The organism is Streptomyces indicus, assembly GCF_900100315.1.
Classification (GTDB): Bacteria; Actinomycetota; Actinomycetes; order Streptomycetales; family Streptomycetaceae; genus Streptomyces; species Streptomyces indicus.
The window spans coordinates 53,844-67,976 of sequence record NZ_FNFF01000015.1 but is presented as its reverse complement, the minus strand read 5'-3'; the positions used below and the strand labels follow the sequence as shown (position 1 = coordinate 67,976).

General features: G+C 71.5%; 9 protein-coding genes. 3 read left to right on the top strand and 6 right to left on the bottom strand.

Annotated elements, in window-relative coordinates; translation table 11 throughout:
- The first annotated feature begins 304 nt into the window (after nucleotides 1-304).
- Nucleotides 305-2,128 carry a glycoside hydrolase family 3 protein gene (locus BLT97_RS28845; protein ID WP_245769595.1) on the top strand — a complete coding sequence of 608 codons (1,824 nt, stop codon included), beginning with the start codon at nucleotides 305-307 and terminating at the stop codon, nucleotides 2,126-2,128.
- Nucleotides 2,129-2,309: 181 nt separating this feature from the next.
- Nucleotides 2,310-2,918 carry a hypothetical protein gene (locus BLT97_RS28840; RefSeq protein WP_245769594.1) on the top strand — a complete coding sequence of 203 codons (609 nt, stop codon included), beginning with the start codon at nucleotides 2,310-2,312 and terminating at the stop codon, nucleotides 2,916-2,918.
- Between the two features lie 74 nt (nucleotides 2,919-2,992).
- Here BLT97_RS28840 and BLT97_RS28835 read toward each other — a convergent pair whose 3' ends face one another.
- Both BLT97_RS28835 and BLT97_RS28830 read right to left on the bottom strand, forming a co-directional pair.
- A complete protein-coding gene (locus BLT97_RS28835) occupies nucleotides 2,993-4,411 on the bottom strand; it encodes an alpha/beta hydrolase family protein (protein WP_093615357.1) in 1,419 nt (472 codons plus the stop codon).
- Nucleotides 4,412-4,579: 168 nt separating this feature from the next.
- Nucleotides 4,580-4,981: a hypothetical protein gene (locus tag BLT97_RS28830; RefSeq protein ID WP_342742785.1), complete on the bottom strand. Its 402-nt coding sequence runs from the start codon at nucleotides 4,979-4,981 to the stop codon at nucleotides 4,580-4,582.
- A gap of 139 nt (nucleotides 4,982-5,120) precedes the next feature.
- On the opposite strand from BLT97_RS28830, the gene BLT97_RS28825 reads away from it, so the two are divergent.
- On the top strand, nucleotides 5,121-5,666 hold the full coding sequence (locus tag BLT97_RS28825) for a hypothetical protein (RefSeq protein ID WP_245769593.1): 546 nt from the start codon (nucleotides 5,121-5,123) through the stop codon (nucleotides 5,664-5,666).
- A gap of 31 nt (nucleotides 5,667-5,697) precedes the next feature.
- Here the strand turns inward: BLT97_RS28825 and BLT97_RS28820 are convergent, their stop codons facing one another.
- The 4 genes from BLT97_RS28820 to BLT97_RS28805 form a co-directional block, all read right to left on the bottom strand.
- Complete coding sequence (locus tag BLT97_RS28820; protein WP_093615355.1) at nucleotides 5,698-9,417, bottom strand: ABC transporter ATP-binding protein; 3,720 nt, start codon at nucleotides 9,415-9,417, stop codon at nucleotides 5,698-5,700.
- Between the two features lie 228 nt (nucleotides 9,418-9,645).
- Nucleotides 9,646-11,334, bottom strand: coding sequence for a thiamine pyrophosphate-binding protein (locus tag BLT97_RS28815; protein WP_093615353.1), 1,689 nt, complete (start codon nucleotides 11,332-11,334; stop codon nucleotides 9,646-9,648).
- Nucleotides 11,335-11,380: 46 nt separating this feature from the next.
- Nucleotides 11,381-12,379, bottom strand: coding sequence for an agmatinase (gene speB, locus BLT97_RS28810; protein ID WP_093615351.1), 999 nt, complete (start codon nucleotides 12,377-12,379; stop codon nucleotides 11,381-11,383).
- Between the two features lie 194 nt (nucleotides 12,380-12,573).
- The gene (locus tag BLT97_RS28805; RefSeq protein ID WP_093615349.1) at nucleotides 12,574-14,061 is read right to left on the bottom strand and encodes a sodium:solute symporter family protein; all 1,488 of its coding nucleotides are present in this window, start codon (nucleotides 14,059-14,061) and stop codon (nucleotides 12,574-12,576) included.
- Between the last annotated feature and the right edge of the window lie 72 nt (nucleotides 14,062-14,133).

Genomic DNA, 14,133 nt, shown 5'->3' with positions numbered 1-14,133 from the left:
TGGAGAGGGTGGTCAGCGTTCGCAGCCAGCAGCGAGGCCGACAGCGCAGCGCGGAGACTCTCCGGCAGCTGGAGATGGGACGGAGGAGGGCCCGGACGGGTTCCCCTCGGGTTCCTCTTCCCGTGGTCGTTCTCGTTCCCGATCGAGTCCGCGATGCGCTCCCGGCGTCTTGACCGGCAGAAATTTTCCGGCTATCCGTGATCCCTGGAAGTTTCCTTCAGCCAGGACATGTCAGGGAGTTCCGAGGGTGCGCCACGGGTCCTGTGCCCAACACCCCGGTGCCCACGGACAGTTGGGAGTGCTCGTGCAGCAACGCCCGCTCCGCACCTCCAGACGTACGCTTCTGACCGCCACCGCGACCGCCGCCGCGGCGGCCGCGATCGGCGTGACCCCCGCACTCGCCCAGGCCCCCCACCAGAGCAAGGACCGCGAACTGCGCCGCATCATCGCCCGGATGTCCCTGGAGGAGAAGGTCGGCCAGGTCTTCGTCTCACGGGTCTACGGGGAGACCGCCACGAACCCCGCCCAGGCCGACATCGACCTCAACCTCGCCCAGCTCGGCGTCCGCGACGCCGCCGAGCTGATAGCGAAGTACCACGTCGGCGGCATCATCTACTTCGGCTGGGCGCACAACGTGCGCGAGCCGCATCAGATAGCCGGCCTGTCCAACGGCATCCAGCAGGCCGCGCTCCGCCAGGACACCCCCATACCCCTGTTGATATCCACCGACCAGGAGCACGGCATCGTCTGCCGGGTGGGCAAGCCCGCCACCCTGATGCCCGGCGCGATGGCGCTCGGCGCGGCCGGTTCGCGCGCGGACGCCCGCCGCGCGGCCCGGATCGCCGGCCGGGAGCTGGCCGCCCTCGGCATCCGCCAGAACTACGCCCCGGTGGCGGACGTCAACGTCAATCCGGGCAACATCGTGATCGGCGTACGGTCCTTCGGCGCCGACCCCGAGGCCGTGGCCCGTATGGTCGCCGCGCAGGTGGACGGCTACCAGGGCGGCGGGGTCGCCGCCACGTCCAAGCACTTCCCCGGGCACGGCGACACCGAGGACGACAGCCACTTCGAGCTGCCGTACATCCACCACACCCGCGAGGAGTTCGAGCGGCTCGACCTGCCGCCGTTCAAGGCCGCGGTGCGGGCCGGGATCGACTCGATCATGACCGCGCACATCGTGGTCCCCGCCCTCGACCCCAGCGAGGACCCCGCCACGCTCTCGCACCCGATCCTCACGGGCGTGCTGCGCGAACAGCTCGGCTACGACGGCGTGGTGGTCACCGACTCGCTCGGCATGGAGGGCGTGCGGACGAAGTACGGCGACGACCGCGTCCCCGTGCTCGCGCTCAAGGCGGGCGTGGACCAGTTGCTCAACCCGCCCTCCCTGGAGGTCGCCTGGAACGCGGTGCTCAAGGCCGTGCAGGACGGCGAGCTCACCGAGGAGCGGCTCGACGAGTCGATTCTGCGCGTGCTGCGTCTGAAGGCGAAGCTGGGCCTGTTCCGCGATCCGTACACCTCCGACCGCGAGGTGGACCGCACCGTCGGGATCCCCCAGCACCTGCGGGCGGCCGAGGAGATCGCGGACGGGACAACGACCCTGCTGGTGAACGCGGACAAGCTGCTGCCGCTGTCCAGACTGAGCACGCCCGACGTCCTTGTGGTGGGCGCCGATCCGTCCTCGCCCTCGGGGACGACGGGTCCGCCGACGAAGGTGTTCGCGGGCGCCCTGACCGAACTCGGCTTCACGGCCACGGCGTTGTCCACCGGGACCGCGCCCGGTGCCGCGAAGATCGACGAGGCGGTGGCGGCGGCCGCGGGCAAGGACGTGGTGGCGGTGCTCACGTACAACGTGTCGGCGACCAGCTCGCAGCGCACGCTCGTGAGCCGGCTCGCGGCGACGGGCGTCCCGGTGGTGGCGATCGCCGTGAACCGTCCGTACGACGTGGCCCGGCTGCCCGAGGCGAAGGCCGTCCTCGCGGCCTACTCCTGGACCGACACCGAACTGCGGGCCGCGGCCCGGGTGATCGCCGGCCGGGCGCGTCCGCAGGGCCGGCTGCCCGTGCCCGTGCAGCGGGCGGACGACCCGGCCACCACGCTGTATCCGATCGGTTACGGACTGTCGTACTAGCCGGACACCGGGTGTGCGGCGTACCCGGAGTACGCCGCACACCCGGCCCGCACCCCCCAACTGACGCAAAGCACCTTGGACATCTGGCGAGCGGCCGCCGCGAGCGGTCACGCTGGTGGGACGTCTCGGGGTGGGACGTTTCGGGGGGTTCAGCATGCGCAAGGCACGATGCTCACGGGTGATGTGTGCGCCGTTACGGGTGGGGGCCCTGGCGCTGGCGGGGGTGCTGGCGCTGGCGGGCTGCCAGAAGTCGCCCGGTGCGAGCGGCAGTCTCAACGACACATCCGCTTCCCAGTCCCCGGCCGGACACGGCCGGATCTTCCTCGGCGTCGACGACTGCGCCTCGCGCGGCAAGGGGTTCACCGAGGTCCCCTGCACCAGCGAGAAGGCACGGGCGAGAGTGATCGCCCGCTACGACGGAAGGCAGTCGGAGGGACCGGCATGCCCGGGCCCCACCGACTTCGTGCTGCACATCAGCGAGTCGCGCCCCGCCTTCGACGAGGACGGGGACGGCTCCGTGCCCAAGGGCTATGCGTGCATGCGCAACCTGGAGTCCCCGCATCCGGGCGACCCGGGCGGGGGCGGCGGCCCGCGCACCGTCGTCGGCGACTGCGTCTACACGGCCGGCAAGGGCGAGGTGCGCGAGGCGGCCTGCGACGGCTCGGGGAAGAACAAGCCGGAGTTCAAGGTGCGTTCGGCCGTCAAGGACCGCGCCAAGTGCCCGGCGAGCACCGAGCTGTACGTGCAGCTGGGCGGGGGCAAGCCGGTCGGGTGCGCCGAGCCGGTGTAGCGCGGGGACATGCGCGTGGCGCCCGCTGCCTGAGCAACGGGCGCCACTTGAACGGTACTTCGGGAATGCGGGTATTACGGCCGCAGCGTCCGCGGTCCGTCCTGTCCGTCGAGCCGTGCGTCGTACGCCGTGAGCGCCTTCGCCGTGCCCGGGTCGGCCTTGACCGTGGCCGGCGCGACGCCCGCCCAGTCCAGGATGCGCGCGGTCGCGAGCGCCTTGTCCTCGGCCTTCAGACCGGCCACGTTCGCCCCGTGGTTGGCCCCCGGCGCGGTGAACACGTAGCTGTCGTGCGTGCCCCTGCCCGGACGGAAGCGCTCGGCGCCCCACGGGTCGTTCTCGCCGTAGACGTACATCATGCGCGTGGCGTTCTTGCGCACCCAGCTGTCCACGTCGCGCATGACCCAGGGCTTGAACTTCATCTCGATGTCACGCGGCACGAAGTTCCGCGGCGGCTGGTAGCCGTAGCGCGACAGGCCTTTGAGGTGCGGCTGCTCGATGTCCGGGGAGCCGAGCTCGGTGCCCGCCTGGTAGTAGTACGGCGTGTACGGCGCCAGGCCCTGGTCGGTGTAGAAGGAGAAGCCGGAGATCGCGTCGACGGTGTTCCAGATCTCCTCGTCCGTGGCGGTCTTCGCGACCGGGATCGAGGCGCAGTCCGCGAGCAGGCTGTACTGCCAGAACGCCCAGGTGAAGTCGAGCACGACGGCCTCGTACGCCTTGTCCAGGGAACCCACCGTATGGAAGGTGTAGTTGTTCTCCTTCGCGTACGCGGCGTAGCGCTCCTCCAGGGGACCGCGCCGGATCAGCGCCTCGCGCTGGATGTTGTTGAGCCGGTCGCGGCACTCCTGCGTGCCGACGGTGGCGAGGAAGCGGTCGTACGCGGAGTCCTCGTGGTTGACGACGTCGTTGGGCGCGACGTACGCCACGACACCGTCCATGTCCTTGGGGTAGAAGCGCTCGTAGTACGTGGCGGTCATGCCGCCCTTCGAACCGCCGGTGGACAGCCAGCGCTTGGGGTAGATCGCGTCGAGCGCCTGGAAGATGCGGTGCTGGTCGCTGGCCGCCTGCCAGATGTCCAGCTTGGACCAGTCGGCGGGCTGGGGCCGGGACGGCGTGAAGAAGCGGTACTCCATGGAGACCTGGTTGCCGTCGATGATCCGCGTGGGCTCGCTGCGGCCCGGGTTGGTGGAGACGCCGTAGCCCGAGGTGTGGAAGACGGTCGGGCGGTCGGTTTCCTTGTGCAGCACGGTCAGGCGCTGCTGGAAGGTGCCCTTGGACGGGTGGCGGTGGTCCACGGGCTGGGTGTAGTTGAGGACGAAGTAGCGGTAGCCGGCGTAGGGCTTCTCCTCGATCAGGCTCATGCCCTTGACAGCCAGCAGCCGGTCCTTGATGTCGGTCGGCTGCGGCGAGGCCGCGGCGGTCGCCGTGGCCGTGCCCGCCAGCATCGTGGCTATCAGCACCACGAGTGTGAGCAGCCATCTGAGCGCTGTGCGCATTCAGGTCCCTCCCCTGTGGTCACGGATAGCACCGGAACCTAGTGCAGCAACTTGCCCCGCACCAGGGGGAGTTCACCGCCCGTAATGATGGTTTACGGGGATACGCGGTCAGGGGCGGAGGTGAACCGGTCAGGGCCGTCAGGCACGGAAGTGAACCGGTCAGGCCCGTCAGCCGCCGAAGGCGGACCAGGCCTTGCTCACCTTGCCGCGGCCCACCGCCCCCTTGATCCACACCTTGCGGTGGCCGACATGGGTGCGCACCGGTCCGACGGACGCGCGGTGCAGGCCCGACTTCACCACGGGCCGGCTGCCGCGCGCCTGGATGCTGACGGCCATCGGACGGAGCGGGCCGCGGTGCTTGGCGTACGTCATCGCGCACAGGTAGCCGCCGCTGCGGTACACCTGCACGTTTCCGGTCGAGAACCTCAGGTCGGCGACCTTCCGTCCCGTGCAGCGGCTCGCGGCGTGCGCGTCACCGGAGAAGGGGCCGGCCAGCGTGAGCACCAGGGCGAGGGCGAGCAGCACGAGTACGGCGCGCGCCTTGCGTATCGCCCCAGCTGCCACGTGCATCCCTCCAACCCCTGCAGCGTACGAAGGTACGGACGCGCCGCTGCCACCGGGTGGTTCCGGAGCTGGCCGAAACCTTCTGCTTCTGTGAGGGCTTTGGCGGGTTCGGGGCACTCTTGTGACAGACGCGAAAGGCAGAGCCATGACCCATACGCGTAATTCCTCCCCGCGCGCCGGCCGCGCCTTCCTCGTGGCCGTCACCTTCGCCGGACTCGCCGCGGTGCCCGCGTCGGCGATGGACTACGGGAGCACCACGGGCACACCGGCACCGGCACCCGAAGCGGCGGCAGCACCGCGCCCTGCCGGTGAGCGGCCGCCGGGTCCTGTCCTGGACGGCGACCCCGGCACTCCGGCCACGCGCGTGGCGCACTTCTACGCCGCGTACACCGATGTGGCCGCCGCCCCGGGCTCGAACGAGACCGCGAAGGCGCTGCGCTCCTTCTACCTCACGCCGGCGCTGCAACAGCGCCTCGCCGACTGGGAGCGGCGCAACGAGGCCGACGGGGTGCTGCGCGCCCAGAACTCCCCCACCGCCTGGCGCGTGACCCCCGAGGGCAGCGGCATGGGCAGCACCTGGGCGACGGTCCGGCTCACCTGGGGCGAGGGCCAGGACCGCAGGTACACCTATCTGAAGGTGACCACGCAGCTGGAGAGCGGCAAGATCTCCGACATCACCGAGAAGTACTGAACCGGTCAGCACTGCCCTGGGACGTACTGCCTTAAGACGTACTGACCGCCGCCTCGGGGTCCGGCTCGCCGATGAAGGTGCGCCACAGCCGCGCGTACGTGCCGTCCAGGGCGAGCAGTTCGTCGTGCGTGCCGTCCTCCGCGACCCGGCCGTGGTCCATCACGACCACCCGGTCCGCGCGGGCCGCGGTGCTCAGGCGGTGTGCGACGACCAGCGTGGTGCGGCGCGCGCCGAGCCGGTCGGCGGCCTGGTTGACCTGGGCCTCGGTGGCGAGGTCGAGGGCGGCGGTGGCCTCGTCGAGCAACAGGACGTCGGGGTCGACCAGTTCGGCCCGCGCGAGCGCGATCAGCTGGCGCTGGCCGGCCGAGAGGTTGCGGCCGCGCTCGCTGACCTCGTGCAGATAGCCGCCGTCGAGCGTGGCGATCATCTCGTGCGCGCCGACCGCGCGGGCCGCCGCCTCGACCTGGGCGTCGGTGGCGTCGGGCCGTCCGTAGGCGATGGCGTCGCGGACCGTGCCCGCGAAGAGATAGGCCTCCTGCGGTACGACGCCGAGGCGGTGGCGGTACGAGGTGAGGTCGAGCCCGCGCAGGTCCTCGCCGTCGACGGTGACCCGGCCGCCGGTCGGGTCGTAGAACCGGGCCACCAGCTTGACCAGCGTGGACTTGCCGGCGCCGGTCTCGCCGACGAACGCGACGGTCTGTCCGGCCGGGATCCTCAGGTCGATGTGGTGGAGTGCGTCCTCGCCGTCCCCGTAGGCGAACTGCACGTCCTCGAAGGCGATCTCGCCGCGCAGCGAGAGCACCTCGCGCGGCGCGGCGGCCGCCTCGGTGGAGGTGGGCTCCTGGAGCAGCTCCTGGATGCGGCCGAGCGAGACGGTCGCCTGCTGGTAGCCGTCGAACACCTGCGAGAGCTGCTGCACGGGCGCGAAGAACAGGTCGATGTAGAGCAGATACGCGACCAGGGCGCCGGTGGTGAGCGTGCCCGCGTCCACCCGGTGGGCGCCGACGATCAGGACGGCCGCGGCGGCCACCGACGACAGGAGCTGCACGAACGGGAAGTACACCGAGATCAGCCACTGGCCCTTGATCCGGGCCTGGCGGTAACTGTGGCTGCGCTCGGCGAACCGCTCGGCACCGGAGCGCTCGCGCCGGAAGGCCTGGACGATGCGGAGGCCGGAGACGGACTCCTGGAGGTCGGCGTTGACGACCGAGACGCGTTCACGGGCGAGTTCGTACGCCTTCACGCTGGACTTGCGGAAGAAGTACGTGCCGACGACCAGGACCGGCAGGGTGGCGAAGACGACCAGGGCGAGCTGGAGGTCGATCACGAGCAGCGCGACCATGATGCCGAAGAAGGTGACGACCGAGACGAAGGCCGTGACGAGGCCGGTCTGGAGGAACGTGGACAGCGCGTCCACGTCCGTGGTCATGCGGGTCATGATGCGGCCGGTCAGCTCGCGCTCGTAGTAGTCGAGGCCGAGGCGCTGGAGCTGGGCGAAGATCTTCAACCGCAGTGCGTACAGGACCTGTTCACCGGTGCGGCCCGTCTTGCGGATCTCGCCGGTCTGCGCGGCCCACTGCACGAGGACGGCGAGCAGCGCGAGTCCGGCGGCGGCCCAGACGGCGCCGAGCGCGGCCTGCGTCACGCCTTCGTCGATGCCGTGCCGGATGAGGACGGGAAGCAGCAGGCCCATGCCCGCGTCGACCGCCACCAGGGCGAGCGCGACCGTGAGCGGCTTACCGAAGCCCTTGAGGAGGCGGCGCAGTCCGTACGAGGTCTCCGGCGCGACCGCCTTGGCCTCGTCGATGCCGGGGGTGTCGGTGGCCGGGGGCAACGCGTCGACCTGGGCGAGCAGTTCGGGCGTGGCGGGGGTTTCGGCGAGTGCGGTGTCCTTGGGTGTGCGGTCGCCCGCCCACAGCTGCGGGGTGATCCCGCGCTCGGCGTCGAACTCGGCGTCCAGTTCGGCCCGTACGGAGGTGTCCTCGGGGGCGTCCTTGGCCATCAGGTGGCCGGGCGAGACGGCGCCGAGCTCGTCGGGGTCGGTGAGCAGGCGCCGGTAGAGGGCCGAGCGCTGCTCCAGCTCCTCGTGGGTGCCGATGTCGGCGAGGGTGCCCTCGTCGAGCACCGCGATGCGGTCGGCGAGGCCGAGGGTGGAGCGGCGGTGGGCGATGAGCAGGGTGGTGCGCCCGGCCATCACGTGCTTGAGGGCCTCGTGGATCTCGTGCTCGACACGGGCGTCGACGGCGGAGGTGGCGTCGTCGAGGACGAGGAGGCGCGGGTCGGTGAGGATCGCGCGGGCCAGGGCGAGGCGCTGGCGCTGGCCGCCGGAGAGGGTGAGGCCGTGCTCGCCGACCTTGGTGTCGTAGCCCTCGGGCAGCTCGTCGATGAAACGGTCGGCCTGGGCGGCGCGGGCGGCCGTCTCGATCTGCTCCTGGGTCGCGTCCGGGACGCCGTACGCGATGTTGGCGCGGACCGTGTCCGAGAAGAGGAAGGAGTCCTCGGGGACCAGGCCGATCGCGGCCCTCAGCGAGTCGAGGGTCAGCTCGCGCACGTCGTGGCCGCCGACCAGGACGGCGCCGTGGGTGGCGTCGTAGTAGCGGGGCAGCAGCAGCGAGACGGTGGACTTGCCGCTGCCGGAGGAGCCGACGACGGCCACGGTCTCGCCGGGCTCGATGGTGAGCGAGAAGTTCTTCAGGACGGGGCGGCCGTCCTCGTACGCGAACGAGACGTCGTCGAACTCGACGGTCGCGGGCGCGTCGGCGGGCAGGTCCTTGGTGCCGTCCTGGATGACGGGCTTCGTGTCGATCAGTTCGAGGACGCGCTCCACACCGGCGCGGGCCTGCTGGCCGACGGTGAGGACCATGGCGAGCATGCGGACGGGTCCGACGAGCTGGGCGAGGTAGGTCGAGAACGCGACGAAGGTGCCGAGGGTGATCTCGCCGCGGACCGCCAGCCAGCCGCCGAGGGCGAGCATCGCGACCTGGCCGAGGGCCGGGACGGACTGGAGGGCCGGGGTGTAGCGGGAGTTCAGCCTGATGGTCCGCAGCCGGCCCGCGAACAGCCGGCGGCCGACCTCCCTGAGCTTCCCGGTCTCCTGCTCCTCCTGCCCGAAGCCCTTGACCACACGCACGCCGGAGACGGCCCCGTCGACCACGCCCGCCACGGCGGCGGCCTGCGCCTGCGCGTACCAGGTGGCCGGGTGCAGCCGGGTCTTGCTGCGCTTGGCGATGAACCACAGGGCGGGGGCGACCGCGAGGGCGACGAGGGTGAGCGGCAGCGACAGCCAGGCCATGACGGCCAGCGAGATCAGGAAGAGCAGGATGTTGCCGATGGTCATCGGCAGCATGAAGAGCAGGCCCTGGATCAGCTGGAGGTCGCTGGTGGCGCGGCCGACGACCTGCCCGGTGGACAGCTCGTCCTGCCGGCGCCCGTCGAGCCGCGTGATCGCGCCGTACATGTCGGTGCGCAGGTCGTGCTGCACGTCGAGGGCGAGGCGGCCGCCGTAGTAGCGGCGGATGTACGTGAGCACGTAGACGACCAGGGCGGCCGCTATCAGCAGGCCCGTCCAGGTGGCGAGGGACCGCTCCTTGGTGGTGATCACGTCGTCGATGACGACCTTGGTGATCAGCGGCACGACCGCCATGACGGCCATGCCGCCCAGGGAGGACCCGAGCGCGAGGACGACGTCCTTCGGGTACCGCCACGCGTACCCGGTCAGCCTCCTGGCCCACCCCTGCTGTCCCGCCGCCACGTGCTGCCTCCCGCTGGTCGTCACGGAGAGGTGAACGCGGACGCGGGGCGGTTTTCATCCCGCTGCAACATTTCGGGGCGGGAAGGGGGTGGCCGGAAGGGGGTGGGGCGGACGGCGGGGTGGCCGGAAGGCGGTGGGGCGGGCCGGGTGGCGCCCGAGGGACGCGACCGGGCCGGGTGGCGCCCGAGGGGGCGCCACCCGTGGGTCAGCCGAGGTGCGCGGGCCCGCTCACCCCAGATGCGTCGGCGCGAACAGCCGCAGCACCGCGGGCAGCACCACGACCGAGGGCCCGGGAGCCGCGAGGGCCTTGGACAGGTCCTCGGTGAGGGTCTCCGGGGAGGTGCGCACCCCCGGCACCCCGAAGGACTCCGCGAGGGCCACGAAGTCCGGCCGGGACAGCTCCGTGCCCGTGGCCTCGCCGAACGCGTCGGTCATGTACTCGCGCAGGATGCCGTAGCCGCCGTCGTCGACGATCAGCCAGGTGACGGGCAGGTCGTACTGCCTGGCCGTGGCCAGCTCCGCGATCGAGTACATCGCGCCGCCGTCGCCCGAGACCGCGAGCACCGGCTTCGTCGGGTCGGCCGCCGCCGCGCCGAGCGCCGCCGGATAGGCGTAGCCGAGGCCGCCGGCGCCCTGGGCCGAGTGCATGGTGTTGGGCCGGCGGGCGTCGAAGGCGGACCAGGCCCAGTACGACAGGATCGTCATGTCCCAGAAGCTGGGCGAGGCGTCGGGCAGGGCGGCGCGGACCGAGGCGAGGAGCTGCTGCTCCGCGCCCAGGTCCTGCGCGTCGATCCGCTCCCGTACGCGCGTGAGGACCTCCCGTACGCGATCGGCCGCCGCCGGGTCCTCGCGCGGTCCTTCGAGGGTCTCGAGCAGCGCCGTGAGCGCGATCCTGGCGTCCGCGTGGATGCCGAGCGCCGGGACGTTGGACTCCAGCTTGCCCGCGTCGGCCTCGATCTGGATGACCCGGCCGCGGGGCGTGAACGTGTGATAGTTCGAGGAGAGTTCGCCCAGGCCCGAGCCGACGACCAGCAGGACGTCCGCGTCCTCCAGGAAGTCGGTGGTGTGCCGGTCCTCCAGCCAGGACTGGAGGGACAGCGGGTGCTCCCAGGGGAAGGCGCCCTTGCCGCCGAAGGTGGTGACCACCGGCGCGTTCAGCTGCTCGGCGAGCGCGCGCAGCTTGCCCGAGGCGTCCGAGCGGACCACGCCGCCGCCCGCGATGATCGCCGGCCGCTCGGCACGGGCCAGCAGGTCGGCCGCGACCGCGGTCAGCTCCGGGCGCGGCAGCAGGTCGTGCGGGAAGGCGTCCACCGGGGCGACCTGCGGGAGCGTGGTCTCGGCGAGCAGCACGTCCTGCGGGATCTCCACCCACACCGGGCCGTGCGGCGCGGTGAGCGCGGACTCCCAGGCCGCGGCGATCGCGGACGGGATCTGCGACTGCGTACGGACCGTGTGCACGGACTTCACGATGTCGCGGAACGAGGCCTGCTGGTCCCGCAGTTCATGCAGGTAGCCGTGGCGTCCGCCGCCGAGCCCGGCCGTCGGGATCTGGCTGGAGATCGCGAGCACCGGCGCGGAGGCGGCGGCCGCTTCCTGGAGCGCGGCCAGCGAGGTCAGCGCACCCGGTCCGGTGGACAGCAGCAGCGGGGCCGCCTCGCCCGTGATCCGGCCGTACGCGTCGGCCGCGAAGCCCGCGTTGTTCTCCACGCGCAGGCCCACATAGCGCAGGTCGGAGCGGCGCAGCGCGTCGAACATGCCCAGCGCGTGCTGCCCGGGCAGGCCGAAGACCGTGGTGGCGCCGAGGCCTTGCAGGGTCTCGACGACCAGGTCCCCGCCGTTGCGCCCGGCCGGCGGGTTCAGGGCCGCGGCCGTCTGGGCCGGGGTGGGCCGCAGGTCGATGTCGTGGTCGTGGGTCACTTCGGGCTCCGGGCCTGGGGGCTGTGTCCGGTGCGCCGGCCGCGGGTCACTCGGCACCCCGGCGGCTCTCGGCGATCTGCCGGCTCATGATCGTCGTCAGCTCGTACGCCGTGTGCGAGGCGGCAACGGCGGTGATCTCGGCGTGGTCGTACGCGGGCGCCACCTCGACCACGTCCGCCGAGACCAGGTTGCAGGAGGCGAGCCCGCGCAGGATCTCCAGGAGCTCGCGGGAGGTCATGCCGCCGGCCTCGGGCGTACCCGTGCCCGGGGCGTGCGCCGGGTCCAGGCAGTCGATGTCGATGGAGATGTACAGCGGGCGGTCGCCGATGCGCTGGCGCAGCTGGTCCGCGACCTCGTCGGCGCCGCGCCGGTAGACATCGGCGGAGGTGACGATGCCGAAGCCCATCTTCTCGTCGTCGGTCAGGTCCTGCTTGCCGTAGAGCGGGCCGCGGATGCCCACGTGGGACAGCGCCTCGGTGTCGAGGATGCCCTCCTCGACCGCGCGCCGGAACGGGGTGCCGTGGGTGTACTCCGCGCCGAAGTAGGTGTCCCAGGTGTCGAGGTGGGCGTCGAAGTGGAGGAGCGCGACCGGGCCGTGCTTCTTCGCCACCGACCGCAGCAGCGGCAGCGCGATGGTGTGGTCACCGCCGAGGGTCATCAGACGGGCGCCCGTGCCGAGCAGCTCGTCGGCGGCGGCCTCTACGGTCTCCACCGCCTCGTTGATGTTGAAGGGGTTCGCGGCTATGTCGCCCGCGTCCGCGACCTGCGCGAGCGCGAAGGGGGAGGCGTCCTGCGCCGGGTTGTAGGGGCGCAGGAGCCGGGAGGCCTCACGGATCGCGTTGCCGCCGAAGCGCGCGCCCGGGCGGTAGGAGACCCCGCTGTCGAAGGGCACGCCGACGACGGCGACGTCCGTGGTGCCCACCTCGTCGAGGCGGGGCAGCCGCGCGAAGGTCGCCGGACCCGCGTACCGCGGAATCCGCGAGGAGTCCACGGGCCCGCGCGGGGCGGAGGTGCCGGAGGTGGCGGGGGTCTCGCTGCTGCTCATCGTCGAGCTCCTTCAAGGTGGTGCGGGTGGTGCGGATGTACGCCCCTGCGCGGCCCCCCGGTCCGGGGGCCCGCGCACGTGCGCTGCGAATCGAAATGCGCTTCAAGTGTCGCCCAGACCGCCGAGGCGGCGATCAGGCTGTGGACGACCGACGGGTTGTGGACAACCCCGTCACCCACCAGAGGCGGGGAGCCTCAGAGGGCCGAGGAAGGCCGGACGGACGCCGCCGGCTCGGTCTCCGACGGCGGCTCCTCGCCGCCGCGGCCGGCCAGCCGCTCCCGCCAGTTGGCGAGCACGGCCTCGTCGGTGGGCTTGGTGGCCAGGGAGACGACCAGGTACGCGGCGAGGGAGGCGAGCAGCCCGTAGTAGACCGGCTCGTTGGCGAGGATCCCGTACTTCCACATCAGGAAGATCACCGTGACACCGCCGACGCCGACCGCCGCCAGCGCCCCGTACACCGTGCCGCGCTTCCACAGCAGACCGCCGAGGATCGGCACGAGCAGACCGCCCACGAGCAGGTCGTACGCGACGGTCAGGCCTTCGAGGACGCTGTCCAGCTGGATCGCGATCACGATCACGGCGACGCCCATGATGAGGATGAAGACCCGGTTGCCCTTCACCTCGTCGCGCTCCTCGTGCCCGCCGGCGGAGACCACGCCGCGGATCCGCGCCCAGATGTCGTTGTTCGCCACGGTCGCCGAGGCGATCAGGGCGCCGGACGAGGTGGACATCACGGCGGCGAGCGCGGCGGCGAGCACCAACCCGCGCACCCCGACCGGGAGTTCCTCCTTCACGATGGTCGCGAAGGCGTCGTCGGCCGAGCCGAGCTTCGGGAAGAGCACCTTGGCCGCCGTGCCGATCACGGCGCCGGCCAGCGCGTACGCCAGACAGTAGGTGCCGGCGACGGTGCCGCCCCACCTGGCCGTCCGGTCGCTGCGCGCGGTGAACACGCGCTGCCAGATGTCCTGCCCGATCAGCATGCCGAACGTGTAGATCAGGACGTACGTGAAGATCGTCTCGCCGCCGATGCCCAGCGGGTCGAAGTACGAGGTCGGCAGGGAGTCCTTCATCTCGCCGAAGCCGCCCGCCTTCACCACCGCGATGGGGAGCAGGAGCAGCAGCACGCCGATCGTCTTGACCACGAACTGCACCATGTCGGTGAGCGTGATCGACCACATGCCGCCGAGCGTGGAGTAGGCGACCACGATCGTGCCGCCGAGGATGATCGACATCGTCCGGTTGAGGTCGAAGAGGACGTCGAAGATCGTGGCGTACGCGATGGTCGAGGTGACCGCGAGCATCAGCGTGTACGCCCACATCACCAGGCCGGAGATGATGCCGGCGCGACCTCCGTAGCGCAGATCGAGCATCTCGGAGACGGTGTAGACCTTCAGGCGGGCGATCCGCGCCGAGAAGAAGACGCTGAGCGCGAGCAGGCCGAGGCCGATGGTGAACACCATCCAGGCGCCGGACAGGCCGTACTGGTAGCCGAGCCCCACACCGCCGATGGTGGAGGCGCCGCCGAGGACGATCGCGGCCATGGTCCCGGAGTACATCCACGGGCCGAGCCGGCGTCCGGCGACCAGGAACTCGCTCTTGTTGCGGGCCCGGCGCATGCCCCACCAGCCCATGGCGAGCATGCCGACCAGATAGACGATGATCACCGCGTAGTCGACGGCCACGGGCTTTCCTCCAATGCGCCTCGGGGGCGGTTCGTGGGTTGACCCTAGGTGGCCTGCACAGGGCCGTGAAGT

Excerpts from the sequence above, each read along its gene's own strand:
- BLT97_RS28835 (WP_093615357.1), bottom strand. The coding sequence starts at position 4,411 with ATGCGCACAGCGCTCAGATGGCTGCTCACACTCGTGGTGCTGATAGCC.
- speB (WP_093615351.1), bottom strand. The coding sequence starts at position 12,379 with ATGAGCAGCAGCGAGACCCCCGCCACCTCCGGCACCTCCGCCCCGCGC.
- BLT97_RS28825 (WP_245769593.1), top strand. The coding sequence starts at position 5,121 with ATGACCCATACGCGTAATTCCTCCCCGCGCGCCGGCCGCGCCTTCCTC.
- BLT97_RS28830 (WP_342742785.1), bottom strand. The coding sequence starts at position 4,981 with ATGCACGTGGCAGCTGGGGCGATACGCAAGGCGCGCGCCGTACTCGTG.
- BLT97_RS28840 (WP_245769594.1), top strand. The coding sequence starts at position 2,310 with ATGTGTGCGCCGTTACGGGTGGGGGCCCTGGCGCTGGCGGGGGTGCTG.